The organism is Hymenobacter siberiensis (assembly GCF_018967845.1).
Taxonomy (GTDB): Bacteria; Bacteroidota; Bacteroidia; order Cytophagales; family Hymenobacteraceae; genus Hymenobacter; species Hymenobacter siberiensis.
In genome coordinates, this window is record NZ_JAHLZZ010000001.1 from 2,930,255 (window position 1) to 2,954,499 (window position 24,245).

Genomic DNA, 24,245 nt, shown 5'->3' on the forward strand with positions numbered 1-24,245 from the left:
TTTTACCTTCGCCACCGTACCTTCGGATGCTGATTTTTCAACCGCCGCGGCCTGGATTCAACCTCCTCACCTTTCCACGATTTCTTTTTATGCATCGTCGTCTCTACGCGCTATTTGTCAGTGCCTTGCTCAGCGCTCCCGGGTTGCTGCTGGCCCAATCTACGCCATCGGCGTCGCAGCAGATTGCAGCTGGGCCAGATGCCGGCCTGGTCTGCGCGGCGGGCCGCATTGCCAGCGCCCAGCGCACTGCTACCTCATCGGTGACCCACCGCGCCCGCATGAACCACTACGATGTCAAATACTACAAGCTCGACCTGGCCCTGGAAAACACCTCGCTGAACGTGGCCGGCTCGGTGCTGATGCGCGTGCGGGTGGGCAGCCAGGCCCTCGATTCGCTCGCGTTTGAGCTCTACCAGGCCCCGGCAGGCTCGCCCGCCGGCACAGCCACGCTGCTCATCGATTCGGTGGTGGTGAACGGGAAACGCTCGCCCGGCATCCGGCGCGTGGGGCAGGACGTGACGGCCCGGCTGGCCCAGGTGGCTCCCGCCAATGCCCTGGCCGATGCCCGCATCTACTACCATGGCACGGCCCCGAGCGGCAACTCCGCCGCCATCGGCAACGGCTTGAGCAACCGTACCCAGGGCCAGATTGGCTACAACATCACCATCCCGTACAACATCACTTACAGCCTGTCGGAGCCATTCTCAGCCCACGAGTGGTTTCCCTGCAAGCAGGTGCTCACGGATAAAGCTGATTCCTGCGACGTGTGGGTGACCACCACGCTGCCCAATAAAGTGGGCTCCAACGGCGTGCTCACGCGCACCGTCACGCTGCCCAATAACAAGGTGCGCTACGAGTGGAAATCACGTTATCCGATTGATTATTACCTGATTTCGGTAGCGGTGGCTCCGTATGTGGAATACGTGAACTACGCGCACCCGGCGGGCGGGCCCACGGTGCCCATCGTCAACTACCTCTACAACCAGGCGGCTCTGACTTATTATCAGAGCGAGATTGACCGCACGCCGGGCTTCATCGAAAACTACTCCAGTCTGGTGGGCCTCTACCCGTTTGCCAACGAGAAGTACGGCCACAGCATGGCCCCGCTGGGCCTGGGCGGTGGCATGGAACACCAGACCATGACCACGCAGGACGGGTTTTTCTTCAACCTCACCGCCCATGAGCTGTTCCACCAGTGGTTCGGCGACAACGTGACCTGCGCCTCCTGGGAGGATATCTGGCTGAACGAGGGCTTTGCTTCCTACGGCGAATACCTTTCGTATCAGGCCTTTGCCACTCCCGCCAGTGCCCGCACCTGGATGGACAATGCGCACGGCACGGCCCAGCAGAATTCCGGCAGCGTGTACGTGGCCGATACCACCAACGTGAACCGCATTTTCAGCACCGCTCTGACCTATAAGAAGGGCGCGGCCGTTATCCACATGCTGCGCTATCTGCTGAACGATGACGTAAAGTTTTTCCGCGCCCTGCGCACGTACCAGACCACCTACCGCGCCTCCACGGCCCATACCGCCGACTTGCAGCGCATCTTCGAGGCCGAAGCCGGCCGCTCGCTCACCTACTTCTTTCAGCAGTGGTTCCGGGGCAATGGCTACCCTACCTTCAACGGCCGGTGGAACCAGGTGGGCAGCATCGTCGTGCTGCGCGTGACCGAAACGGCCTCGGTGCCCACCGTCACGTCATTCTTCGATACCGAAGTCGACTACCGCCTCACCTTCACCAACGGCACCACGCAAACGGTGCGCCTGCGCCAGACGCAGGCCACCCAAACGTTTCAGTTTGCGGCCACCGGCACAGTTTCCAGCATCACCGTCGACCCCGACCAGTGGATTCTGGACCTGCCCGCCGCCGCGCCCGTGCGCGACAACACCCTCGTGCTCGCCACCCGCGCCACGGCCGGCGTGACCCCACTCACCCTCTTTCCGGTACCCTGCCACAACCAGTTGCAGCTCGCCGCCGTGCCCGCTACCACCGCGCGGGCCGAAGTAGTAGATGCCACCGGCCGCGTAGTGCTGCGCCAGGCTCTGCAAGCAGCACATCCTCAGATTGATACTCACAGCTTGGCATCGGGCCTGTACTACCTGCGCCTGCTGGGCCTCGATGGCAATATGCTGGGCCGGGCGCAGTTTGTGCGGGAATAGCGCCCTGCTTCGTCACCCAAAATAAAGGCCACTCCCAATCCGGGAGCGGCCTTTATTTTGGTTAATATATTGGTAATGAGCCGTTAGAACTGGTTGTGGTATTCGGCTATCAGGGCTTGGGTGGCCGGCGTGGGCGGCGGGGCATCCAGCAGGTGCCGGAGCAGCTCATCAAACGAGCCGGCGGGTGTGAAACCGGGTTGCAGCACCGCGTTGTTGGTGAGGCGGATAAACATGGGCTGACCGTTTACTACTACCAAATCGATGGTAACCAGGCCGAAGCGCTGGTTGCAGTGGCCGGTATCGGGGCAGTCGGTAGGGTTGGGCTTGAAGAGTTGCTTGAGCACGGTTTCGCGCAGGTGCTGCTTGCGTTGGGTGCACTGGTCGGCGCAGGCGCGGTGGTAGCCCAGCCCGAGCAGGCGCTCGCCCAGGTGCTCGTAGAAATGTCGGAAATTGCCCGGCCCGATGGTGGGGTCGAAGAAAAATATGGCTCCCTGGCGGCCCTGTTCGTGTAGCTGCTGCACTTGCAGGCCGCGGCTGCCGCCGGCTCCGCCCTTGCGCAGGTGGTAGGCCTTGTAGTAGGGCTCCAGCCAGTTCAAAAACACATGCTGCTCTACCCAGCGGGCGTGTCGCCGAACCTGCGCCGCCGTGAGTGCCACGGCGTGCCAGGCAGCCGGGGCGGCCTCTTCAGGGCGAAATAACTGCTGAATGAAATTGAACAAAACAAGATGCTTTAGTGGAGTCAGAACACCGGCTCGGACAAATAGTTTAAGAGCGGCATGCAACTTTAACCTTCAAATATGCCCATATAAGCCCAATTAGCTGCCGTCTTACCGATACCGTGCCACAAAAAGCGGCCGGCCCTCGGGGTAGAGAGCCGGCCGTAGCACGAGCTAAGCAGGGGCAGGTGCCGGGGTTATTTTACCCGCGTCCAGGTCTGCGATTTGCCGATGAGCGAGAAGCCGATGTAGCCTTTCACTTCCATCGTGTTCTGGCTTTCCATCTTCATGTAGCAGGAGTAGGTTTTGCCGGTTTCGGGGTCGTAGATTTTGCCATCGTCCCACTTGTTATTGTCGTCATACTTAAAGCCCTGCATAAATACCAGGCCTAGACGAGGGCGGCTGCGCAGCTTGGCATCGGGGTTCTGCGAGTCGGTTTTGGGTTTGCCGGTGGCGGGGTCGTTGGGAATGGTCAGGCTCACGATTTTGCCGCACAGCTTGTCGCCGCACTTGTAGATTTCGAAGGTGGCTTTCTTCTCCGTATTGGTCCAGACACCAAGCGGCGACATGGTTTGGGCGGAGGCCATGCCAGCGAGGCCCAGCACGAGGGCAACCAGTAAGAGCAAGGTTTTTTTCATTTCTGAAGATTGGATGAGGTGGGTTTGAGGGGAAAAGGTAAGCAAAAATTTCAGAGCTAAGCCAGCACGCTGGCTATTGCCCCTATTGCAAGTTTACAGCCAAGTTTACGCGCCGGGCCAATCAGAAAAAAATACGGCGGCAATAGCAAAATTAATATAGCTGTAAATCAGCCGTAAAGCCGCTTTTTGAGCAGCGCAGCCCCGAAAAAGCCGGGCAGATTTTGAACTTTAGCCCTTGCTATTAACTTTACGGGCCAGTAGTGAGTGCTACGACCCCATTTGAGAATCCCTAAATTATTGGGCCGCGATAATGAGGCAATGTCGAACGTAAAGAAAGGAGGTACAAAATGTCTAGTAGTCCCAAACAAATCCTGCCAAGCCTGTCGAATGTCGTACGCTTCACCGCAGTACACGCCTAACAACAGCTTCGTGGGGTAGCTCCTAAGGCTACCCACATTCGGCCAGGTCTTATCTGAAAGACGCCGGAACTGCACCCCAGTTTCGCCGCTTGGTAAGATTTGAAGGATTAGATGCCCGGTTTGCCCAGCCGCCCTTTAGTGGGACGGCAAAGGCAGGCCGGGCATCGTTGCGTTTAAGCGGTTTTGAAGGGCTTACTTGGCCTTGGTGGCCGGCCGCTTGCGCTTGGGAATAGACGCCGACTTCTTTTTAGCTGCCGATTTCTTCTTAGCGGTAATCGCGGCTGTCGGGTATTTCTTCGTCGCGAGCCGCTTGGGGAGCGCAGGAATAGGCGCGGCCACTGCTGCCACGGCCACCCGACGGGCAGGCAGCGCGGCCACGGGCGGCGTGCTGGCGGGGGCCGCTATCAGCTTCGGCCGCGCCGAGGCGGCAATGCCCGTGTCCGGTCCCAGCACCCGCCGCACCTGCATGAAGCGCCGCTCATAGTCGGAATTCTCCACCTGGTTCACTTTCACAAACGGCTCGCGGCGCGACGATGAGGCGTGCACGAAACGCAGCGGCAGCTCGCCCCGGGGCGATATCACAATGCCGGCGTGGCCCGGCGTGGTGTTGGTGGCAGCAGTGCCGGTAAACACGATGATGTCGCCGGGCTGGGCCTCGGTGCGGGCCACGGGTCGGCCCACGTCGATGAGCAGGGCGGTGGAATGCGGTACCGGCACCCCGAAATGGGCAAACGTGTACATGATGAACCCCGAGCAGTCGAAGCCCGTGAGCGGTGAGGTGCCCGCGTACACGTAGGGCGTGCCGCGCTGGGCCAGCCCGAAGGCCACCACGCTATCGGCGCGGGGCGGGAGGGCAGCGCCGGGGGCCGTGCGCAGGGATGCCGGCCGGGCACGCAGGGCGGCGTCGGACGGGCTGGTTTCCGCCATGGGTGGAGCGGGTTTGTGCTTCCCCAGGCGCGGCAGAATGGCCACCATCGCCATCAGCAGCCCCACAAAAATTATCCAGATATAGCGCATACAAAAGTCCGGCAAAAGGCGCGTGGCTGTCGGGTAAGCGCCGCGCTAGGTCCTAACGGCGGGGCCGCCTGCTAGGTTGGAGGCAACCTGCGGGGCTTACTTTGTGCCCTTGCTTCCAATTTAGTTAATTTTCGAATGCTTAGAAACTCAAACGTATTCCTGCGCACTGCTGCTTTAGCGGGACTTGTGTTAGCAGCTGAGGGTGTGAATGCCCGCCCAACAGCCGCCGTGGTGCCCACGCTGCGCTATACGCTGGCCATGCCGCAGCCCCAGTCCCACTACTTCGAGGTGAAGATGGAGCTGGGCGGCTTTTCGGCCGATTATACTGACGTGAAAATGCCCGTGTGGGCCCCCGGCTCGTACCTGGTGCGCGAGTATGCCAAAAACGTGGAGGGCTTCCAGGCCCAGACCAGCGGCGGACAGGCCCTGGTAGCGGAGAAAATTAACAAGAATACCTGGCGGGTACGCCACCCCAAGCAGGCCAGCTTCCGGGTGAGCTACCGGGTGTACGCGTTCGAGCTGAGCGTACGCACGTCGTTTATCGACGCCGACCACGGCTACCTCAACGGCAGCAGCGTGTTCATGTACCCGGCCGATAACAAGATGCTGAACAGCTCGCTGACCGTGCAGCCCGCCGCCGGCTGGGAGAAGGTGAGCACGGCCCTGCGCCCCGGCCCCGGCAAGTTCACCTACAAAGCCGCGAGCTACGACGAGCTGGCTGATTCGCCGATTGAAATCGGCAATCAAAAAATACTGGAATTCACCGCCAACGGCACCCCGCACCAGGTAGCCATGTACGGGCAGTACACCGCCGACGACACCAAGCTGGTGGCCGATATGAAGCGCGTGTGCGAGGAAGCGCACCGCGTGGTGGGCCAGAATCCGCTCGACCACTACCTGTTCATCGTGCACAACCTGGAGCGCGGTGGCGGTGGCCTGGAGCACCTGTATTCGACCACGCTGGAGGTGAGCCGCGCCGCCTACGGCACCGATGCCGGGCTGAAGTCCTTCCTGGGCTTGGTGGCGCACGAGTACTTCCACCTCTGGAACGTGAAGCGCATCCGGCCGGTGGCGCTGGGGCCGTTCAACTACGACCAGGAAAACTACACCCACATGCTGTGGGTGAGCGAGGGCATGACGGAATACTACTCGAAGCAGATTCTGGCGCGTGCCGGCATCCTCAGCCGTGAGGAGTACCTGGGTAAGCTGGGAAATACTATCACGGAGGTGGAGAATACGCCCGGCAACCGCGTTCAGTCGGCGGCCGAGTCCAGCTTTGATGCCTGGATTAAGTCGTACCGGCCGAATGAAAACTCCAGCAATACCCAAATCAGCTACTACCCCAAGGGTGACCTGATTGGCACCTGGCTCGACCTGAACATTGCCCAGGTCACCAACGGTACCAAGCACCTCGACGACGTGATGCGCCTGCTCTACGACACGTATTACAAGAAGGCCGGCCGGGGCTTCACCGACCAGGAATACCAGGATGCCGTGGCTACCGTGGCCGGCCGCCGCTTCGACGAATTCTTTCTGAATAACGTGTACGACACCAAGCCCATCGATTTCGCCACTGCCCTCGGCTACGCCGGACTCACGCTCACCAGCGCACCGCTGAGCACCGACGGCACCCTCGGGGCCAACTTCTCGAACCGTACCGGCAAGCTGCTCGTGGCCAGCGTAGTGCGCGACGGTGCCGCCTGGAACACCGGCCTCAGCGCCACCGACGAAGTCCTGCTCATCAACGATGCCGCGCCGAGCGACGAAACCGTGAAAGCCCTCATCAGCAGCCCCGTAGGTGCCGATGTGAAGCTGCAGGTGCGCCGCGACGGCCTCACCCGCGACATCACCCTGCGCGCCCTGCCCAACCCCGACCGCAAGTTCACCATTCAGCCTGTGGCGAGCCCTACCGCCGCCCAGCAGAAAGTGCTGGCCAAGTGGCTGGGGAAGTAATTTCCGGCTACCCTGCATAACTAAAGAGGCCCCGCTCAAATTTGAGCGGGGCCTCTTTAGTTATGCAGGGTAGTGGTGCCTTTCAATTGTTTCAATTGCGTGAAGACGTTTATTCCCAGTAGGTTCCAGCGCAAAAGCTGCGGGATGTTGTAGGCCAGCTGGCCGTGCTGAAAACGATAGATGCCAGGACCTATCGGCTCCCATTTGTGACCAACTCCCAGGCCGGAAAAATCTTGCGCAACGGTAGCGGCCGTCGTATCAGTGCCCGAACTCTTGATAATAACGAGCGAAAGGCGGTTGATAAACTTGTCGCTTATAACAGGCAAATAGATGCCGGGACGGAGCGCATTGGTATTGCTTACTGCTGTGCGCATTGGCACCGAGGCCTTTTGTTTACCGCCCGTCATGGCAAGTAGCAATAATGTGAACAGTCCGGTTTTGAGGATTCCCCATTCGCGAGCCAGAATCTTTACTGCTTTATAGCTTGCCCAGAGAAGCAAACCCAGTGCGACCAGATTGAGTAACTCCCAGATTATGTACAGCACCGGGCATAAAAAAGCGGGGCTGCTTGGTTGCAGCCCCGCTAAAACAGCAGTTCAAACCGTAATTTATTATTTAATTCGCTTCAGCGCCACTTCGCGCACCGGCGCAATTACCAGCGGCACCTTTTCTACCTTCACCGAGGAGGTGTCGAGGCCAAAATACTGGTCTTCGGAGGCGATAAACTGGCGGATGTAGAAGTAGGCCTGCATCACGAGCTTCTCTACGGTGGGGAAGTCGTTCTCGATGCTGAGGAATTTCTCCAGCACCACGAAGCGGAAATCGCCGGTGACGTGCTGCTTGCTCAGCGACTCGTAGCGCGAGGTGATGTCTACTTCCTTGTTGCGCACCAGGTCCTCAATCACTTTGCGGAAGTAGAGGTTGATGCGCTGCTGCACCCGAAAGCCCAGCCGGAAATTGATGCGGAATACGTCGTCCTTGGCCACTTCGGTCACTTTATACTCCATCGTGTAGGGCTCGTCGGTGGTGTCGACGTGGATGAACCAGTAGATATCCGCCCGCTTGGGTCGCTTCTGGAAGATGGAGTAGATGATTTTCTGCTCAATCTCGGTGCTGCGCTCGGCCGAGGTCAGGAACACGAGGTGGGTTGAGTATTTCGGGATGGATTCGTCGTCGCTGAGTTGCTTGAGGGCGTCCACGTAAGGTTCCAGCCGCACAAATTCCGTGAGGCGGCGCTTGATGTAGAATGCCTTGAGCCACACGTACATCACGGCCATGAGCGTGCCGCCGATGGCCAGCGACACCCAGCCGCCGTGCGGAAACTTAATCATGTTGGCAATCAGGAACGAGCCTTCGATGATGCCGTACACCACTGCAAACAGGACGATGAGCGGCATGGCTACCTTCTTCATCTTCAGCCACATGGTGAGCAGGACGGTCGTCATCAGCATGGTGAGGGTGATGGCCAGCCCGTAGGCGGCTTCCATATTGGTCGACTCGCGGAAGTACAGCACCACGCCGATGCACCCCAGCAGCAACAGCCGGTTCATGCTGGGCACAAAGAGCTGGCCCTTCACGTCGGTGGGGTAGTTGAGCTTCACTTTGGGCCACATATTCAGGCGGATAGCCTCGGCCACCAACGTAAACGAACCCGTGATGAGCGCCTGCGAAGCAATGATGGCCGCAATGGTTGCCACGCTGATGCCGATAAGTAAAAACCATTGTGGCATAAGGGCATAGAACGGGTTTTTACCGTTCAGCATCTCGCCCTGGTGGGCCAGCAGCCAGGCTCCCTGCCCCAGGTAGTTGAGCAGCAGCGAGGTTTTCACGAAAGTCCAGCTGATGCGGATGTTGCCCTTGCCGCAGTGGCCCAGGTCCGAATACAGGGCCTCGGCCCCGGTGGTGCACAGAAATACCGAGCCCAGCAGCCAGAAACCGCCGGGGTAATGCACCAGCAGGTCGTAGGCGTAGTACGGGTTGACCGCCTTCAGAATTACCGGGTTTTGGATAATCCAACTTGTGCCCAACACACCCAGCATGGTGAACCACAGGAACATAATCGGCCCGAATGCTTTACCAACAATCTGTGTACCAAAGCTTTGTAGTAAGAAAAGCCCCGCAATAATACCGATAACGATATAAACAACAATGTCCTGGGTCAGCGTTGGAAATACGTTTTTAAGGCCTTCGACCGCCGATGATACTGAAATAGGCGGCGTAATCACCCCATCCGCCAGCAGGGCGGAACCGCCAATGATGGCCACGGCCGAGAGCCAGGCTCCCCGCCGCCGCACCAGGGCGTAGAGCGAGAAAATGCCACCCTCGCCGTTGTTATCCGCGTTCAGCGTAAGCAGTACATACTTGATGGTAGTCTGGAGCGTGAGCGTCCAGATAACGCAGGAAATGCCGCCTAATACGAGGTGTGCATCAATCAAATCGGGCACGCGGCCGCTTCTCAGGATGGACGACATCACGTAGAGCGGCGAGGTGCCGATGTCGCCATAAATGATGCCCAAGGCAATCAGCAGCCCCGCCCCGGAAATGGCGGTGTGCGAATGTTTAGTATCGGAACTCATAAAGTAAAGGTGAGGTATCGGGGGCTAAGCGGGGAATGGTTTACGGGGCGCGAAGGTAGCGGATGCGCTCCGGCCAGCAGCCTTACGGCCGCACGCCAGCATGGGGCTGAAATCAGCACTGGTCATTTTCGTCGGTGGCCGCCTGGGCCTGGGTCTGGTCGGCCAGGGTCGCCGCTTCGGCCGCGAGCTGGGCCGCCAGGCGCACGGCTTCGTCGTGCGCGGCTAGTGCGGCGGCGGCCACGCGGGCATCGTAATCGTGCACGCGGTAGATGCGGCGGTTCAGCTCGGCGGTGAGGCGCAGCCAGGGCGCGGTGTCGCCGGGCAGGGCAAAGTTGACCATCTCGCGGCCCAAGCGGTGCAGGCGCAGGCGGTTGGTTCCGCGATGCCCGTAGGCCAGCAGCAGCGCCGTGGCCACCATGCCCAGCATGGCCGGGCCGGTGCGGAGCTGGTTTTGCAAAAAGGCTATCATAACGAAGGCTAGCCCCAGGCCCCCGAGCAGGTACCAGAGTATCCACTTCACGGGCGTGATTTCGGCCCGCTCCAGCTCGCGCAGCGAGAACTGCCGGCCCTGCACCGTTACGGTACTACCGGAGAGCACCACGCGGCCGTCGTCGGACCGTACTTCGGGCAGGGGCGGCAGCTCCGGCAGCGGCTCGATGAGCGGGGCGGGCTGGTAGTGGGGCGCGGCGGGGGCAGGAACCGCTGCCGAACCGGGCGTAGGCAGCAAAGAGGCCCCGGAAGGTTGTTCCGGGGCCTCTTTGGGCTGGTCAGCGGGCGGCTGGGCTTCGAAGGGATTCATGGTCTTGGAAACAGCCGGAATGGTGCTGGTAGGGCGGCTCCAGGCAGGGGCCGCCGTGCGGGTAGCGGCGGGAATATTTCCCGCCGCTACGCTCGCTCAGTTGTTCACTTTCAGCAGCTCCACATCGAAGATGAGCGCGGTATCGCCGGGAATGTCGCGGCCCGCGCCGCGCTTGCCATAGGCCAGGTCGGAGGGGATGTAGAGGCGGTACTTCGAGCCTTCGGGCATGAGCTGCAGGGCTTCTGTCCAGCCGGCAATTACGCCGTTGACGGGGAAGGTGGCGGGCTGGCCGCGCTGGTAGCTGCTGTCGAACACGGTGCCGTTAATCAGGGTGCCGTGGTAGTGCGTCGTCACCGACGATTTCAGGCTGGGTTTGGCACCCGTGCCCTGCGTGATTACCTCGTACTGGAGGCCGCTGGGCAGGGTGGTAACGCCGGCTTTGCTGGCATTTTCGGCGAGGAAGGCTTCGCCTTCGGCTTTGTTGTTGTTCATGGATTCGGGGTCTTGGGAATTATCGTCTTGGTCGGCGCCGCCCATCTGCTCCTGCATCTGCTGCATGGCGGCCTGCATCTGCTCCTGGGTGAGGCGGCTGGGGAGGCCCTGCAGGCCTTCCTTCAGCGCGCCGGCCAGGGTATCAACGTCCAGTTCGAGGCCCTGCTGGGCAAAGTTGCGGGCCAGGTCGCGGCCAATGATGTAGCTCACCTGAGCTTGGTGGGAATCGAGGTTCATAAAACCAGGAGGGGAATTGGTGAAGCGGCGGAAGCGGCAACGCATGGCCGCCCGCCGCCGTGAAAAAGAACTGCTACGGGGCACGCCGTTGCGGGGGCAAGGTTCCAAAAGCCGCGCCGAACCGCCCGGGTCCGCCGCATTGGCCGATGTCACAACAAAAAAGCCCGGCTAATAGCCAGGCTTTTTCAGATAATAATGCGGATAGGGTGCTGTGTAGCGATACAATAGGGATTAGCAGTAGTACTGGTGGTCGTCGTCGCCGTGGAAGAAGAACGTCAGGTCGAGGCCAGCCAGTTTGGCAGCCAGGTAGCTCACGCCGCCCAACAGCAGCAGCGAGGAGAACGAGAAAGCAGCGGTTTTTTTCATATCGATAGTGCGCACAGGCCTAGTGGTTAATGCTAAGGTAAAGATACGGCACAACCCGATAAATGTTATGCATGCAGCATGAAATAACGATTTAAATAATGGTGATATGTGGGGTGCGGGAGCCCACTCTGCCCCCCACATCAACTGCCTACAACCCAAAATCCGGTACTTCCACTACGGCTCCCGGGGCCATGTCGCCCAGCCAGATACCGCCCACCCGCACGCGCACCAGCCGCAGGGTGGGGAAACCCACGGCCGCCGTCATTTTGCGCACCTGGCGGAATTTTCCTTCCCGCACCGTAATCGCCACCCAGGAAGTGGGCCCATGCCGGTCGTCGCGGATTTTGCGGGTGCGCGGAGCAAAGGCGGGGGCGGAGTCCAGGCGGTGGGCGGCGCAGGGGCTGGTGATAACCTTTTCGCTGTGCACTCCGATTTCGACTCCGGCCCGCAGCCGGGCCAGGGCAGGCTCGTCCATGAGCCCATCAACCTGGGCGTAATATTCTTTTTCGACGTGCCGGCTCCGGATGGCTTCGCTCACCTTGCCATCGGTGGTGAGCAGGAGCAGGCCTTCGCTGTCCTCATCGAGCCGGCCAATGGACATGGTGCCCGCCGGAAAGTCATGGAATTTGCCCAGCATGGTCTTTTTCGCCTCGCCCGAAAACTGGCTGGTGAACTGGCTGAGGCAGCCGTAGGGCTTATGAATAAGAAAGTGGCGATGGGACATACGGGGAGGAATGGGCTTATTGCTGGCACGCGGCGGGGAGCGGCGCGGGCGGCAAAGGTCGGGCTTCTCCCTTGCTGGCGGCCTACGCAAAGCTGTGAAAACAGCAGGGGATTATTGCAGCTCCTCCACTTCCACCCGCCGGTTGCGGGCATCGGGCGAGTGGTAGAGCGGGCGGGAGTCGCCGTAGCCGATGGTGCGGAGGCGCTCGGGCGCAATTCCGGCTTTTAACAGGCAGGTTTTCACGGCCTCGGCGCGCTGCTCGGAGAGCGCCTGGTTTTTATCGGGCTCGCCTACTTTATCGGTGTAGCCGGCAATGCGCAGCCGCAAGGCCGGGCGGGCTTTGAGCTCGGCCGCCAGCTGGTCGAGGGCCGGGGCGGCGGTGGGCATCAGCTCGGAGGTGCCCACTTTAAACAATACGGTGGGTAGCACCATGGGTACCGTATGGCCAGCTACTCGGGGCGGTTTCGCGGCGGCTTTTGGGCGTAATGGCCCCTTCACGCTTATCGTAATTGGGGTGACCGGGCGGTGGGCGTTCGGGTAAAAGTTCTGGACAATATAGAAAATCGTAGTCTGCCTAAGGGCTACGTGGTAGCTGTTGCCGGTGGCCAGGGGCTTCAGCAGGGCAGGGTCGGCAAACCAGCGTACCTCGCGTCCCGAAACCCGCACGGTGCTCCACACGCCGGGCGCAACGGCAGAAGCAGACTTGAGCCGTACCCGAAACAGCTCAAATGTACTGGTGCTGCAGTTGCCAGCCGGAACAGGCTTAAACCTGGAGCGCCCGGTAAGCTTCTCCTGTGCCGCATCGTAGCTGAAGGTGATGGTGCCCAGGCACCAGCTCGCGCTCATGTGGTTTTCAGCCAATATTTTGGTGTAATCCAGCTGCATTCCGGTGCGGGTGCGGGTGCCGCGCATGGCAAAGGTCCCGGTGGCATCGGGATGGTCACCTACTTCCTGAAACAGCACTCCGGTCATGGTTGAGCCGGTATCGGTTTGCAGGGTGAGCAGGGCTGGCCAGTAGCCTTGCAGGGGTAAGTGGATTTCAACGCCCTGCCAAGCGCCCGACAAGTCCTGGGCCTGAAGGCGGCCGCCCAGCAGCAGCACCCAGAGCAAGCTATACATTGCAGCCGTTTTCACGGGGTAAAGTAAGTGCCTGGTCTGTTGCTTTGGAGAGTAGTTTCGCGGTTTTTTCGAGCGACATGCCAAATGAGGCGCTAATGAAGCTGTTTAGAAAGTCCCCGAATGGTCATGTAGCGCGCAGCGAAGCATGACCGTTTGAGTACCTTTTGTGACTTTCTAAACAACTCCAATACTGCAACGGGCTGCTACAAGTCCCCGGCTATCTCACTTCCTCCACTTCCACCCGCCGGTTGCGGGCATCGGGCGAGTGGTAGAGCGGGCGGGAGTCGCCGTAGCCGATGGTGCGGAGGCGCTCGGGCGCAATTCCGGCTTTTAACAGGCAGGTTTTCACGGCCTCGGCGCGCTGCTCGGAGAGGGCCTGGTTTTTATCGGGCTCGCCTACTTTATCGGTGTAGCCGGCAATGCGCAGCCGCAAGGCCGGGCGGGCCTTGAGCTCGGCCGCCAGCTGGTCGAGGGCCGGGGCGGCGGTGGGCATCAGCTCGGAGGTGCCCACTTTAAACAATACGGTGGGCAGCACCACCGGGGCCGGCGTGGCGGGTAACAGGGGCGCGGCCGGGGCCTTGGCAACCGAGTCGACTGGCGGAGGGGCAGGAGCAGGCACGGGCCTCGGCGCCGGAGCCGGCGGCGCAGGTCTGGCCCCGCTCACCTGAATGGTGATGGGCACCACCGGGCTTTGGTCGGTAGGATAATAAGCCTGCTTGAGATAGAACGTGGTGGTTTTGCTGAGCCTGGTGCGGTAGGTATTGCCCGAGTTCACGGGCTTCTTCAGCTCGGCATCGGCAAACCAAAGCACATTGCGGCCCGATACGCGCAAGCTGCTTTCGGCCCCGGCCGGCACCGTGGCGGCCGATTTTAACCTGATGCGGTAGAGCATGAACGTGCCCACGCTGCAGCCGCCCACGGGGCGGTAGGTGGCGTGGCCGGTGAGCTTTTCGAGGGCAGGGTCGTAGGTGAACGTAATGGAGCCGTCGCACCAGTATTGGGTGAGGGTGCGGCCGGTTTCGTTCAGCTTCTCGCCGTGTTCGAGGCGCAGGCCGGTGGCGGTGCGGGTGCCGCGCATGCCGAACGTGACCGTGATGCCCGGGTTGGTATCGGTTTCTTCGTAGAGAATGCCGAACACATTGCTGCCCTTGCTTTTTTGCAGGCGCAGGACCGTGGGCCAGAAGGCCCCCGGCTGGCCAGTATCCGTTTCAACTCCCTGCCATATACCCGTCAGGGATTGGGCCGGTGCCGGAACCGCGAACAGCAGGGCCCCGATACCAAAGCAAAAGTTGCTTTTCATTTCATAGGGTAATAATTCGTTCGTCAGAAGTTTGACGGCTAACCAGAAGGAGGAAAAAAACTATGGGGCCAAAGCAGCAAAATGTGTAGCCTGATTACGACAGTACCTCTATTTCTACGCGCCGGTTGCGAGCATCGGGGGTAGGGTAGCGCTGGTGGCTATCGCCGTAGCCAATGGCTGCCAGGCGCGCAGGAGCAATGCCCGATTTCACAAGAAAGGCCATTACCGCTGCCGCCCGTTGCGTGGATAGTACCTGATTTTTGTCGGTTTCGCCTATCCGGTCGGTATGGCCGGCTATGCGAATGCGCATGGCGGGCCGGGCTTTCAGGTCAGCCGTGAGCTGCTCCAGGGCAGGAGTGGCGGTAGGCAGCAGCGTGGCCGTACCCACAAAGAAGAGTACCGTGGGCAATAGTACCGGAACAACAATTGCAGGTGCGGAGGTAGACGGACGCTGCTTAGCAACAGATTTTAAAGCAGGCCTTACCCGTATGGTTACGGCGGTGGCGGTGCTTTTGCGCGAAGGATAGAACCCCTGTGTTAGGTAGAAAGTGGTGGTTTTTTGCAGACGGGTGCTGAACGTGTTGCCCTGAGCAACAGGGCGTTTGAGTGCTGGGTTCGAAAACCAGCGCACATCGCGCCCCGAGACGCGCAGGGTAGTTGAAGCTGCAGCAGGCACAACCAAACTTGATTTCAGCTTTACCCGAAAAAAGGTGAAGGTGTAGTCCATACTCCGGGTATACCTCCCTGGAGAGTTCTTTCCAACAAGCATCTCCTGCCGTTCATCATAGGAAAACGTAATGGGTGCGGCATCCCAACTGAAGTTTGGGTTGGAAGGGCGACGTTCTTGTAAAATGCTATCGAATGCAATAACCAGCGTCTTAGCTGATAGCGTGCCCGTTAGCTGGTAGATAACACAATACTTTCCGTATTCAAATTCCTGATAGAAACATCCTGAAAGTGGGGCGGCACTTTGCTTGTAAATCTGCATAGCTATCGGGCTTACGACCCGCCTGGGCAGGTTAGTAGCAGCGCCTTGCCAAATGCCGGATAAGTCCTGAGCGAGGCAGGGGGCTGCAAAAGCAAGAAGTAGAAAAAGTAAAGTGAACCAACGTTTCATTCCCCCAAATTAAGGTCGGGACGAAGGAAACGAAACAAACTACTACCCCAGATAGGCCATTTCCTCGGCGCTCAGCTCAATATCGGCCGCCTTGAGGTTTTCCTCAAGGTGCGCCAGCGACGACGTGCCCGGAATGGGCAGCAGCCAGGGTGAGCGGTGCAGCAGCCAGGCAATGTTGAGCTGGGCGTCTGTCACGCCGCGCCGGCGGGCCAGCTCGGTTAGCTTCTGGCCGGCGTTGGGCAGGCCGTGCACCAGCGAGAAGAAGGGGATGAGCGGAATGCCGTGCTGCTCGCACAGGTCCAGCACTTCTTCACCGCCGGGGTTGGTGCCGTAGGGGAGCACCACGGTGGTGCGCTGGGCATAGCTGTACATGTTTTCGACGGTGGCAATCTCGCCGATTTTCAGCCCGGCTTCCAGGTCCTCGCGGGTCACGTTGCTCAGGCCTACATGCAGGATTTTGCCCTCGCGCTGCATCTCAAACATGGCCCCGAGCTGCTCATCGAGCGGTACTGCGCCGTGGCCCATCAGTCGCAGGTGCACCAGCTGAATCTGCTCCTGCTTCAGGGTGCGCAGGTTGTTGTCGATGCTGGTGCGGAGGTTTTCGGGGGTGTTGAAGGGCACCCAGCTTTTGTCGGGCCGACGGGTAGCACCTACTTTGGTGCAGATAACCAAGTCGGTCGGGTAGGGGTGCAGGGCTTCGGCAATGAGGCGGTTGGTTACGTCCTCGCCGTAGTAGTCGGCTGTGTCGAGAAAGTTGACGCCACTGGACACGGCGGTTTTCAGGATTTCGAGTGCTTGAGGCCGGTCGGCGGGCTCGCCCCAAATATCAGTGCCGGTGAGGCGCATGGTGCCGTAGCCAAAGCGGTTAACGGTGAGCCGATTGGTGGAGTGCCGGGCGATGGTGATTTGCATGCTACCACAGACGTTTGACGGGCTGTTTTGTTTCGATAAAGTGGCGAAAGGTCTGCAGCGAGGCTTTTCAGCCTTGGCACCCGGCTTGCACCTTCACCGGTCGGCTACCGGGTAAGCCGATAAATCATGAGGGCTGCCCGCTCCACCAGCTTCGGAAAGTCCCTCATATTAATGGTTTCGCCCGCGGCATGGGCACCCTTGCCCGATGCGCCCAAACCGTCGAGGCAATCGAGGTACTGGGCCACGTAGGAAATATCGCCGGCCCCCCGGGAGCCGGGGTCGCTGGTCGTAACCGGCCCAAAGCCCAGGTCGCGGCTGGCCTGGTCGGCCAGAGCGGCCAGCTTTTGGTTGCCGAGGGTGGGGGCCATGCCGGGCAGCCCGTCGGTGAAGGTGATTTCGGCCCGGGTACCGGCCAGGCTCTGCGCCACGATAGCGCGCATCTTGTCGCGGGCGGCTTCTTTCTGGGCTTCGGTCAGGAAGCGTAAATCACCGATGACCGTGGTGGTGGGCGCAATAATATTGGCTTTGCCCACTACCTCGCCCCGCGCTCTGGTTTCGTCGTAGCTCACTTCGGAGCCACCCACCATCAGGCCCGGGTTGAACGTCAGGTTCTGCTCCTGGCTCAGGTTTTCGCGGAAGGAATTGAGGATGCGGGCCGCTTCGTAAATGGCCCCGTAGCCCACGGACGGCTTAAAAATGCCCGACGAGTGGGCAGCCTTGCCAAAGGTTTTGAGCTGCCAGGTACTCGCGCCACGGCGGGCAGTGGCCACGATGTTCAGGTTGGTGGCCGTTTCGAAGGCCAGGGCTACCTGCGCTTCCCGGGCTTTGGCAATGAAGTCGGCGCGGCTTTCCGGCCCTTGGCCGCCCCGCTCTTCGTCGCCCGTAAAGTAGGCCGTGATGCTGGTGTTTTTAAGCAGGCCGTTGGCTTGCAGCGCCTGCAGCGCGGCCACTATCACTACGTCGCCGCCTTTCATGTCGTTTACGCCCTGGCCGGTGGCCGTCGAGTCGTTGAGCCGCGTGAACTTGGTGAAGGGCATATCCAACTCAAATACCGTGTCGAGGTGACCAATCAGAAAGAGCTTCTTGCCCTTGGTGCCGCTGTGCCGGGCTACTAGGTGGCCGGCTCGCTGCATACTGGCGGGCATAGCCACCCACTCGGTTTTAAACCCCAGCGCGTCGAACTCTTTCTGGAATACTGCGCCCACCTGGCGCACGCCCGCCACATTGAGCGTGCCGCTGTTGATATTGACGACCTGTTCCAGCAGCTGCTCTGTCTGCGGCATGTGCTGCTGCACCGAGGCTACAATCCTGCGCTCGGTAGTAGTGAGGGTTTGGGCATTTGCAGTGTGCCAGCCCAATAGAGCGGCGGCGAGTAGGCGTTTATTCACAGTCGTTGGGCTAACTAAGGAATAGCAAGGTACTAGGCGCAGAATCAAGTTTAGCGCTAGCTCGCTTCAGTTTAGATTATTGGCCACGCCAGCAGAATGCAGACACCGTATTCATCCCCATTGTAGCACAAAAAAGCCGGATAATATATCCGGCTTTTTTGGGTGGTATTTTGATTCTCGATGGCCAAATAGCCAGCGTGCTACATGGAACGATGCTGGGCCGTGCGTTTGCGCAGGGCTTCGTAGTTGGCGGCGGCCACGGCGTCGATTTTGCGCGGTTCCAGGAAGTTGGTTTTGATTTGCGCCTCGCGCTCGGCCCCGCCCATGATGACGTTGATTTCGCCGGCCAGCAGGCCCTCAATGGATGCTTTGGCCACGTCTTCGGCCGAGTCCATGCCCTTCACCACGGCGGTTTTCATCATGTCGGTATCGGTGGCGGAGGGGTACACGGTCATCACGTGCAGCGGGTGCTGAAAAAGCTCGCGGCGCATGGCATCGGAAAACTGGCGGATGGCGGCTTTGGTGGCGGCATACACGCTGTAGAAAGGCATGGCCAGATAGCCATAGCCGGAAGAAATATTCATCAGTGCGCCATCCGGGCTCTGCAGCAGTAGGGGCAGGGCTTTCTTAGTGAGCAGAATCAGGCCGGTCAGGTTGATGTTGATTTGGCTGATGATATCGCCGTCGGGCTGGTCGGCGAGCAGGCCGGCGCTCACTACCCCGGCGTTGTTCACCAGGATGTCGAGCCCGCCCCACTCGCGGGTAATGGTGGCCACGGCGCGGTCGAGGTCGGCGGGCTGGCCCACATCGCCGGCAATGAGCAGCAGCCGGGCCTCGGGGAATCCCTGCTTCAGGGCATCGAGGGCCGCCTGTTTGCGGCCCATCACGGCAAGGTCGCGCACGCCACGCCGGATGAATTCGGCCAGCAATGCTTTTCCTATTCCGGCGCTGCCGCCGGTTATAAATACTTTCTTGTTTGCTAGTTCCATCGGGCCAGGCTGCCGGAATGGTATGCGCGCAGCCAGCTTGGTTGTACCAATCCGGCTCCCGAAAGGTTGGGGAGAGGCGTCTGCTTAGGCTACCGAGCCCGCGGGTTGAATACCTTGCTGGGTCTTGATTAGCACCGGTAGTTTGGCTTTGCCCTTGGCCCGGCCTTTCCTGAACGTGATGGTCCAGATGCTGTCATAATCATTATCGGGCCATTCCAGGGGTTCTATGATACCCAGGGCCTCGGCAATTTTCACAATGTTGTGATGCTCCCATACCAGCAGCACGGTGCCGCGGTGGTGCCGAAGCTCCTTCACGAGGCCCTTGATTTCGTCGGGGGCGTAGTCGCTGTTGATGGTCAGGTTGTGCTGTACGGCGTAGGGCAGCACGGTTTGCATCATCCGCACGCGGGTGGTTTCCTCCTTATCGGTGCCGATGCACGGCACGTAGGTGAAATGGGGTGGCCGGGGCAGCAGGCTGTTGAGCACTTCGGGCAGGGCCAGCGCCCGTTCAAAACCGGCGGCCGAAAGATTGTCGCCCTCCGTAGGCTTTTCGCCGTGCCGGATGATGACAATCTGGAGCAAGGGCCCTTTGGGAACCGGCGGGGCTTTGGGATGCACCGGGTTGAGGTGGTACAGCAGAAAAAGCTTGGTTCTGTCTAATTCGGTGAAATGGGTAATCATGAGGCAATGGCCGTGGAGATGGGTTGTATTGACCCCTACAAGGAGCTAGCTGCGGCATACTAGCCCGGCAGGCGCAGGGTTACAAACGGGCTTCAGGTACGCACCGCCCGTCGCCCCAGATACGGTGCGATACGAGCGGGTAGCGCTACTATAGTCCCCGCGCCCCCTACCGCCGCTGCCGGAGCTTGGAGCGGCTTGGAGTAGCGGTAGGGGAGCCAATGCGCCCGTCCCAGTTCCCTTGGCGCCTCTCAAAGCCGCTGGGGAAGCTGGGAGTGTCTGGGAACTGCAACTGCCCCCCGCGCCCCCGCCGCCTCTTGAGTGGCTGAGAGAGGCGGCGGAAACTTGTTTTTAAAGTAGACTTGTTGCGAGCTATTAATCACAGATTTAAGCTGAAATTCCACAAGCCCGCACACACTCCCAGCACGTCATTGTACAGGTTCAAATTATGCAAACGTAATCGGTCTTCCAAAATTCGATAACGTTTCAATCCGCCAATGCTATGCTCTACGGTAATTCGTTCACTTGCTTGTTTTGTATTTATTTCTCGTTGTTCATCGGTGAGTTCTTTCCCTTTCGGCTTTTTGATAGGAATAAAAACTTTCCGGCAAACGTAGTCTTTCGCGAAGCCCAAAAACCCCAGGTCCAACCGCACCTTGAACTTTTTAAACCACTCTTTATCAACTGGTAAAATGCTTTTTAGCACACTGTAGTCGTGGTGTCTTCCGCCGTAACAACGGCTGATAAAACCAATCCAGCGAATGGTCGTTGAAATAACTATCTCTTTTACGGCGTGTATTTTTTTTTACCGTTATAGTAGTCTTTTTGCATCTCTTTATTTCCTGGTCGTTGCTTGCGTTGCTCTGTTCCATCGACCAATAACGTCTCGTGTTCCTGAAAATAGGCTTCAAATTCGGCCACTGTCGCAAATTCCCGCTTTGGCGCATGCCCGGTTTGCTCCAGCGCTTCTTGGAGCACCGTAATGCCTAATTCCTGGTTGCGTTTCGCGTTGGAACCGTCCATCCCACTGACCAATCCCAACAAATCATACGTCAAGTTTGCTTTGAAGCTGAATAGGGTGAAAAGCAGTAATTCTTCTTCTGTTTTAAGGGCTACTTCATACGGCGCAAAAGCCCCACGTTCAATCATATCTGTTCCATTTAACCGAAAATACGCCTGCTTAAAATGCGCCAAAAGCTGCGCAAAACGCTCCGCCGTGAGTCCCGTGGCAGCACGCCATTTACGCGAAGTAGTGAGGTTTTTTACGGAAAAGTTCATGTTCTAAATTTAAGTACAGTTTGTCGAAAATTCCGCACTTCACTCACTTCGCAACAAGTCTAGTAATTATAAGTAGTTTTAGAACACAATGAAACCCGTAACTCATTCAACTACTAAAATGGAAAAATATAAAGCAAACAGAGTTTTTACTCCTACTTCTCCAGCAGTATACTCCTTCGTGGAAAGAACTAATAAAATCAATAGCCATCTGGTTGACGCTCTAGATACCCCTGGTAAACAAATTGTGTTATATGGTCATTCTGGGTGCGGTAAAACAACACTCTTAACTAATAGACTTGTTGCGAGCTATTAATCACAGATTTAAGCTGAAATTCCACAAGCCCGCACACACTCCCAGCACGTCATTGTACAGGTTCAAATTATGCAAACGTAATCGGTCTTCCAAAATTCGATAACGTTTCAATCCGCCAATGCTATGCTCTACGGTAATTCGTTCACTTGCTTGTTTTGTATTTATTTCTCGTTGTTCATCGGTGAGTTCTTTCCCTTTCGGCTTTTTGATAGGAATAAAAACTTTCCGGCAAACGTAGTCTTTCGCGAAGCCCAAAAACCCCAGGTCCAACCGCACCTTGAACTTTTTAAACCACTCTTTATCAACTGGTAAAATGCTTTTTAGCACACTGTAGTCGTGGTGTCTTCCGCCGTAACAACGGCTGATAAAACCAATCCAGCGAATGGTCGTTGAAATAACTATCTCTTTTACGGCGTGTATTTTTTTTTACCGCTATAGTAGTCTTTTTGCATCTCTTTATTTCCTGGTCGTTGCTTGCGTTGCTCTGTTCCATCGACCAATAACGTCTCGTGTTCCTGAAAATAGGCTTCAAATTCGGCCACTGTCGCAAATTCCCGCTTTGGCGCATGCCCGGTTTGCTCCAGCGCTTCTTGGAGCACCGTAATGCCTAATTCCTGGTTGCGTTTCGCGTTGGAACCGTCCATCCCACTGACCAATCCCAACAAATCATACGTCAAGTTTGCTTTGAAGCTGAATAGGGTGAAAAGCAGTAATTCTTCTTCTGTTTTAAGGGCTACTTCATACGGCGCAAAAGCCCCACGTTCAATCATATCTGTTCCATTTAACCGAAAATACGCCTGCTTAAAATGCGCCAAAAGCTGCGCAAAACGCTCCGCCGTGAGTCCCGTGGCAGCACGCCATTTACGCGAAGTAGTGAGGTTTTTTACGGAAAAGTTCATGTTCTAAATTTAAGTACAGTTTGTCGAAAATTCCGCACTTCACTCACTTCGCAACAAGTCTAATAAGCTCAAGCAAACCTATGAAAACACAGTTACTACAAGGTGTATAGAAGGAATGACATATGAAAGCATAATATTAAATGGCTTTGACCAGTTGGGTGAATTTTATAAAGAAGAAGTTAAGGTAGAAGGTTTTAAGTTCGCTCCTTCTTTCACTATTAATTATAATGATATAAAAGCAAGCTTAAATATTAGACCTCTTTCCTAAATACGTATAACTTTTTCAATATTAAGATTTATGAGTCCGCATACGATGAGCCAAATTTGCGCAATGTGATTCAATCGGTTCCGGTAGGTTTCTTTAACCATTCGAAAGCACTTGCACAGCCGGTTAACGTGTTCAATTTTGACTCGTTTGCTCCTAAAAGCCTTGTTTTGCCTCTTTTGCTTGATGGTCAATTCCCCGTTTTTCGGTTTTTTGTGCGGGATTTGGCTGCGGGCATGCACTTTTTGAATGCCAACGTATCCTAAATCGCCTTTCACCTTAATTTTCCGATGAATTTCCAGGGGCGTCTCCTGAAAAATGCGAATATCTGACTTGCGGCCTTCCAGTTCTACCCGGCAATGCTCAATCGTTTTATCCTTTTGACTAATAATTAATTGTGACTTAATGATATGTTTTTTTTAGAGCCATTATAGTAGACTTCCTGATTCTTTTTCGGTCGTTCGATGGGCTGCACGGTAACATCAACGACAACTGTTTTTACGTGGGTATATTTTAATTTCTCCGGATTTTTGAGCCCGATTACGTCGGCTAGAATGGGTCGCATCTTGTGAAAAATCTTGTGGCAATAGCTTTCCGAGATTCCGTACGAAAACCCCAGGCTCAAAAAAGTGGGGTATTGCCGCAGGTATTCGAATGTCAGCAGCAGTTGATTCGCAACGCTCAATTCTGCCTCAATTCCACGTTTGGAGAGCGGATTTTCCCGCAAATACTGGTCAATCCGGTTTTGCACTTTCACCAGCACTTGTTGCAGTTGAACAAAATCAACCCCAAAAAGCCGTTTGCAAATGGTTGGGTTAGCCTGAAGTAGTTTGTATTTATCATTCATAACCAGTGATTTACATGTTATAACTTGTTTGTTTTATAAATATATGCATGAAAGATGTCTATTGGTGAAATAAATAGGTCAACATCAATTACCCATAAGAGCTTTGTGCCACCGCAGCTAACTCCACAAAGGCTTGCAATGTTCTTCGGTGAAATAAGCGCATGCTGGATTCTAGAGGATTTCCATAAAATCAAAGGAGCAGAGAAAACGAAGACGTCTCAATTAATGAAAGTGTTTATGGATATGTCAGTTGATTTTCCTGACTTAAAGCTTATTGCTATTGGAGCTGTTGGCACAGCCCGCCATGTAATAGAATATGATAAAGAAATGAATAACAGGGTGTCTGAAATTTTTATTCCTTATATGGATGAGAAAGAAATACTCTCAATAATAGAAAATGGAGAAAAGCTTTTGAACCTGAAATTTACATCAAAGGCTAAGGATAAGATTGTTAAATACTCATGCGGACTGCCATCAATATGCCATCAACTTTGCTTGAATATCTGTTTTAACAATGATATTCGAGAAACTCAGCCACTACGTGTTCCTATTGATATGCAGGAGTTGGATTATGCTATTGAAAAATACGTTGATGAGAAGTCAGATACATTGAAGTCAGAATATGATAAGGCAGTTAAAGTGCCAAACCATGTGAAGGGTAATCCTTATAAGGATATTATTAATTCAGCAATTAGCACTAACAAAGATGACTTCTCGTTTGATGATATATTGTTCAATATAAATAATATTAGAGCGAGAAAAGAGGACGTGGAAAAGCACTTGATAGAATTATGTTCTATTAAAAGGAGCGAAATTTTAGTGTTTGATGAAAACTCTAACAAGTATAGATTCAATAATCTATTCTTAAAAGGTTTTGCAATTCTTCAAATGGAAGGCGATAAAGAAAGTGTTACTCAGAAAGGAAGGAAAGACCAAGCAATGGTCGACAGACTATTGGAGATTATTGAAAATGACCTTATTGAAGATGAGGATTTTGATTTAGAAGAACACATCTAATGCAAAAAAGCGCGCCTTGCTAGC

At 56.6% G+C, this 24,245-nt stretch carries 25 protein-coding genes; 3 read left to right on the forward strand and 22 right to left on the reverse strand.

All coding sequences use genetic code 11. The annotated features are described in order from the left end of the window. Positions 1-89: 89 nt before the first annotated feature. Complete coding sequence (locus KQ661_RS12710) at positions 90-2,162, forward strand: M1 family metallopeptidase (protein ID WP_216727203.1); 2,073 nt, start codon at positions 90-92, stop codon at positions 2,160-2,162. A gap of 83 nt (positions 2,163-2,245) precedes the next feature. On the opposite strand, the gene KQ661_RS12715 is transcribed toward KQ661_RS12710, so the two are convergent. The 3 genes from KQ661_RS12715 to KQ661_RS12725 form a co-directional block, all read right to left on the reverse strand. After that, the gene (locus tag KQ661_RS12715) at positions 2,246-2,881 is read right to left on the reverse strand and encodes a hypothetical protein (protein ID WP_216727204.1); all 636 of its coding nucleotides are present in this window, start codon (positions 2,879-2,881) and stop codon (positions 2,246-2,248) included. Between the two features lie 194 nt (positions 2,882-3,075). Then, the gene (locus KQ661_RS12720) at positions 3,076-3,516 is read right to left on the reverse strand and encodes a DUF2147 domain-containing protein (RefSeq protein ID WP_216688702.1); all 441 of its coding nucleotides are present in this window, start codon (positions 3,514-3,516) and stop codon (positions 3,076-3,078) included. A gap of 611 nt (positions 3,517-4,127) precedes the next feature. Beyond that, entirely contained in the window at positions 4,128-4,952 is an 825-nt protein-coding gene (locus KQ661_RS12725; protein ID WP_216688703.1) for a C40 family peptidase, read from the reverse strand. Positions 4,953-5,138: 186 nt separating this feature from the next. Here KQ661_RS12725 and KQ661_RS12730 point away from each other — a divergent pair, with 186 nt between their 5' ends. After that, entirely contained in the window at positions 5,139-6,905 is a 1,767-nt protein-coding gene (locus KQ661_RS12730) for a M61 family metallopeptidase (protein WP_317196105.1), read from the forward strand. 56 nt (positions 6,906-6,961) lie between these two features. On the opposite strand, the gene KQ661_RS12735 is transcribed toward KQ661_RS12730, so the two are convergent. The 19 genes from KQ661_RS12735 to KQ661_RS12820 all read right to left on the reverse strand — a co-directional run bounded on the left by KQ661_RS12735 (position 6,962) and on the right by KQ661_RS12820 (position 23,204). After that, the gene (locus KQ661_RS12735; RefSeq protein ID WP_216727205.1) at positions 6,962-7,450 is read right to left on the reverse strand and encodes a hypothetical protein; all 489 of its coding nucleotides are present in this window, start codon (positions 7,448-7,450) and stop codon (positions 6,962-6,964) included. Positions 7,451-7,516: 66 nt separating this feature from the next. Then, positions 7,517-9,481, reverse strand: a complete 1,965-nt coding sequence (locus tag KQ661_RS12740; RefSeq protein ID WP_216688705.1) for a KUP/HAK/KT family potassium transporter — start codon at positions 9,479-9,481, stop codon at positions 7,517-7,519. 112 nt (positions 9,482-9,593) lie between these two features. After that, complete coding sequence (locus tag KQ661_RS12745; RefSeq protein ID WP_216727206.1) at positions 9,594-10,280, reverse strand: hypothetical protein; 687 nt, start codon at positions 10,278-10,280, stop codon at positions 9,594-9,596. A 96-nt stretch (positions 10,281-10,376) separates the two neighbouring features. After that, complete coding sequence (locus tag KQ661_RS12750; RefSeq protein ID WP_216688707.1) at positions 10,377-11,009, reverse strand: FKBP-type peptidyl-prolyl cis-trans isomerase; 633 nt, start codon at positions 11,007-11,009, stop codon at positions 10,377-10,379. A gap of 231 nt (positions 11,010-11,240) precedes the next feature. After that, positions 11,241-11,375 carry a hypothetical protein gene (locus KQ661_RS22590; RefSeq protein ID WP_262898300.1) on the reverse strand — a complete coding sequence of 45 codons (135 nt, stop codon included), beginning with the start codon at positions 11,373-11,375 and terminating at the stop codon, positions 11,241-11,243. 148 nt (positions 11,376-11,523) lie between these two features. Continuing rightward, positions 11,524-12,099 (reverse strand): pseudouridine synthase, encoded by a 576-nt coding sequence (locus KQ661_RS12755; RefSeq protein WP_216688708.1) that lies wholly within the window; start codon positions 12,097-12,099, stop codon positions 11,524-11,526. A gap of 111 nt (positions 12,100-12,210) precedes the next feature. Further along, entirely contained in the window at positions 12,211-13,233 is a 1,023-nt protein-coding gene (locus KQ661_RS22880; protein ID WP_216727207.1) for an OmpA family protein, read from the reverse strand. A gap of 202 nt (positions 13,234-13,435) precedes the next feature. Continuing rightward, on the reverse strand, positions 13,436-14,518 hold the full coding sequence (locus KQ661_RS12765) for an OmpA family protein (RefSeq protein WP_216727208.1): 1,083 nt from the start codon (positions 14,516-14,518) through the stop codon (positions 13,436-13,438). Positions 14,519-14,612: 94 nt separating this feature from the next. Beyond that, positions 14,613-15,635, reverse strand: coding sequence for an OmpA family protein (locus KQ661_RS12770; RefSeq protein ID WP_216727209.1), 1,023 nt, complete (start codon positions 15,633-15,635; stop codon positions 14,613-14,615). 42 nt (positions 15,636-15,677) lie between these two features. Continuing rightward, entirely contained in the window at positions 15,678-16,547 is an 870-nt protein-coding gene (locus KQ661_RS12775; protein ID WP_216688711.1) for an aldo/keto reductase, read from the reverse strand. A gap of 104 nt (positions 16,548-16,651) precedes the next feature. Next, positions 16,652-17,935: a M20/M25/M40 family metallo-hydrolase gene (locus KQ661_RS12780; protein WP_317196106.1), complete on the reverse strand. Its 1,284-nt coding sequence runs from the start codon at positions 17,933-17,935 to the stop codon at positions 16,652-16,654. 200 nt (positions 17,936-18,135) lie between these two features. After that, positions 18,136-18,924 (reverse strand): SDR family NAD(P)-dependent oxidoreductase, encoded by a 789-nt coding sequence (locus KQ661_RS12785; protein ID WP_216727210.1) that lies wholly within the window; start codon positions 18,922-18,924, stop codon positions 18,136-18,138. 84 nt (positions 18,925-19,008) lie between these two features. Next, positions 19,009-19,605: a histidine phosphatase family protein gene (locus tag KQ661_RS12790; protein WP_216727211.1), complete on the reverse strand. Its 597-nt coding sequence runs from the start codon at positions 19,603-19,605 to the stop codon at positions 19,009-19,011. A 376-nt stretch (positions 19,606-19,981) separates the two neighbouring features. Further along, positions 19,982-20,401, reverse strand: a complete 420-nt coding sequence (locus tag KQ661_RS12795; RefSeq protein WP_216680677.1) for a transposase family protein — start codon at positions 20,399-20,401, stop codon at positions 19,982-19,984. Continuing rightward, the gene (locus KQ661_RS12800; RefSeq protein WP_216727212.1) at positions 20,389-20,880 is read right to left on the reverse strand and encodes a transposase family protein; all 492 of its coding nucleotides are present in this window, start codon (positions 20,878-20,880) and stop codon (positions 20,389-20,391) included. The genes KQ661_RS12795 and KQ661_RS12800 overlap by 13 nt, the downstream gene beginning before the upstream one ends. 313 nt (positions 20,881-21,193) lie before the next feature. Next, positions 21,194-21,613 carry a transposase family protein gene (locus tag KQ661_RS12805; protein WP_216680677.1) on the reverse strand — a complete coding sequence of 140 codons (420 nt, stop codon included), beginning with the start codon at positions 21,611-21,613 and terminating at the stop codon, positions 21,194-21,196. Further along, complete coding sequence (locus KQ661_RS12810) at positions 21,601-22,092, reverse strand: transposase family protein (protein ID WP_216686216.1); 492 nt, start codon at positions 22,090-22,092, stop codon at positions 21,601-21,603. Before KQ661_RS12810 ends, KQ661_RS12805 begins: the two co-directional genes overlap by 13 nt. A gap of 264 nt (positions 22,093-22,356) precedes the next feature. Continuing rightward, complete coding sequence (locus KQ661_RS23065; protein ID WP_216727948.1) at positions 22,357-22,767, reverse strand: transposase family protein; 411 nt, start codon at positions 22,765-22,767, stop codon at positions 22,357-22,359. Beyond that, positions 22,749-23,204: a helix-turn-helix domain-containing protein gene (locus KQ661_RS12820; protein WP_216686116.1), complete on the reverse strand. Its 456-nt coding sequence runs from the start codon at positions 23,202-23,204 to the stop codon at positions 22,749-22,751. The genes KQ661_RS23065 and KQ661_RS12820 overlap by 19 nt, the downstream gene beginning before the upstream one ends. A gap of 54 nt (positions 23,205-23,258) precedes the next feature. On the opposite strand from KQ661_RS12820, the gene KQ661_RS12825 reads away from it, so the two are divergent. Then, positions 23,259-24,221, forward strand: a complete 963-nt coding sequence (locus KQ661_RS12825; protein WP_216727213.1) for a hypothetical protein — start codon at positions 23,259-23,261, stop codon at positions 24,219-24,221. Positions 24,222-24,245: the final 24 nt, after the last annotated feature.

What these genes read in the sequence shown, in the direction of transcription:
- KQ661_RS12770 (WP_216727209.1), bottom strand. Translation starts at nt 15,635, where the DNA reads ATGAAACGTTGGTTCACTTTACTTTTTCTACTTCTTGCTTTTGCAGCC.
- KQ661_RS12790 (WP_216727211.1), bottom strand. Translation starts at nt 19,605, where the DNA reads ATGATTACCCATTTCACCGAATTAGACAGAACCAAGCTTTTTCTGCTG.
- KQ661_RS12765 (WP_216727208.1), bottom strand. Translation starts at nt 14,518, where the DNA reads ATGAAAAGCAACTTTTGCTTTGGTATCGGGGCCCTGCTGTTCGCGGTT.
- KQ661_RS12800 (WP_216727212.1), bottom strand. Translation starts at nt 20,880, where the DNA reads ATGAACTTTTCCGTAAAAAACCTCACTACTTCGCGTAAATGGCGTGCT.
- KQ661_RS12755 (WP_216688708.1), bottom strand. Translation starts at nt 12,099, where the DNA reads ATGTCCCATCGCCACTTTCTTATTCATAAGCCCTACGGCTGCCTCAGC.
- KQ661_RS12825 (WP_216727213.1), top strand. Translation starts at nt 23,259, where the DNA reads ATGTCTATTGGTGAAATAAATAGGTCAACATCAATTACCCATAAGAGC.
- KQ661_RS12720 (WP_216688702.1), bottom strand. Translation starts at nt 3,516, where the DNA reads ATGAAAAAAACCTTGCTCTTACTGGTTGCCCTCGTGCTGGGCCTCGCT.
- KQ661_RS12750 (WP_216688707.1), bottom strand. Translation starts at nt 11,009, where the DNA reads ATGAACCTCGATTCCCACCAAGCTCAGGTGAGCTACATCATTGGCCGC.
- KQ661_RS12820 (WP_216686116.1), bottom strand. Translation starts at nt 23,204, where the DNA reads ATGAATGATAAATACAAACTACTTCAGGCTAACCCAACCATTTGCAAA.
- KQ661_RS12775 (WP_216688711.1), bottom strand. Translation starts at nt 16,547, where the DNA reads ATGCAAATCACCATCGCCCGGCACTCCACCAATCGGCTCACCGTTAAC.
- KQ661_RS12810 (WP_216686216.1), bottom strand. Translation starts at nt 22,092, where the DNA reads ATGAACTTTTCCGTAAAAAACCTCACTACTTCGCGTAAATGGCGTGCT.
- KQ661_RS12785 (WP_216727210.1), bottom strand. Translation starts at nt 18,924, where the DNA reads ATGGAACTAGCAAACAAGAAAGTATTTATAACCGGCGGCAGCGCCGGA.
- KQ661_RS12745 (WP_216727206.1), bottom strand. Translation starts at nt 10,280, where the DNA reads ATGAATCCCTTCGAAGCCCAGCCGCCCGCTGACCAGCCCAAAGAGGCC.
- KQ661_RS22590 (WP_262898300.1), bottom strand. Translation starts at nt 11,375, where the DNA reads ATGAAAAAAACCGCTGCTTTCTCGTTCTCCTCGCTGCTGCTGTTGGGC.
- KQ661_RS12710 (WP_216727203.1), top strand. Translation starts at nt 90, where the DNA reads ATGCATCGTCGTCTCTACGCGCTATTTGTCAGTGCCTTGCTCAGCGCT.
- KQ661_RS12740 (WP_216688705.1), bottom strand. Translation starts at nt 9,481, where the DNA reads ATGAGTTCCGATACTAAACATTCGCACACCGCCATTTCCGGGGCGGGG.
- KQ661_RS12725 (WP_216688703.1), bottom strand. Translation starts at nt 4,952, where the DNA reads ATGCGCTATATCTGGATAATTTTTGTGGGGCTGCTGATGGCGATGGTG.